Source organism: Bartonella sp. AA168HLJHH, from assembly GCF_042197365.1.
Classification (GTDB): domain Bacteria; phylum Pseudomonadota; class Alphaproteobacteria; order Rhizobiales; family Rhizobiaceae; genus Bartonella.
On sequence record NZ_JBHIRS010000080.1, the window covers coordinates 1 to 712 of the forward strand.

Below are 712 nucleotides of genomic sequence, written 5' to 3' on the forward strand. Positions count from 1 at the left end.
CTTTGTTATGGAGCAAGGAAGCCGATGCCTTTGTAGCGCGTCATGAGAAGAAGCAAGAAGAACAAGGCAGAGCTGTCAGGACACAAGAAAACAGTAGAATTACGTTCCTTGCAAATGGTGAGATTAGCGCTAAATCAACGGATGCTGTAACGGGTGGTCAGCTTTTTGAAACGAATGATAAGGTTGTTACTTATTTAGGGGGTAATGCAGCTTTTAATAATGGTGCGTTTACAGGGCCGACCTATAGTTTATCGGAGATTGATAAAGATGGTAAGATAACAGCCAAACCTTTTACCAATGTTGGTTCAGCTTTTGAAGGACTTGATACAAATATCAAGAATATCAATCAGAGGATTAAGGAAGTTTCTGAAGGAGTCGCACAGGATTCTTTGAATTGGAATAATGAAGCCAATGCATTTGTAGCTAAGCATGGAACGGAAGGAAACAATAGCAAATTGAAGTTTCTATTAGATGGAGAAATTTCTAAAGGTTCAACAGAAGCGATCACGGGCAATCAGCTTTATTCAATGAATCAAACAGTTGCGACGTATTTTGGTGGAGGAGCTGGTTATGAAAATGGAGAATGGGTTGCACCCACATTCAAACTTAAAACTGTCAAGGATGATGGCAGCACTGGTGAAGAAAGCTATAAGAGTGTAGCGGAAGCACTTTCTGATATTAGTAGTTCTGTTACGAATGTTCATAATGATGT

Annotated in this window: 1 pseudogene; it reads left to right on the forward strand. The window is 39.7% G+C overall.

Annotation, left to right across the window (positions count from 1 at the left end):
* Positions 1-712, forward strand: a pseudogene (locus ACFINM_RS09845) (hypothetical protein); the annotation flags it as partial.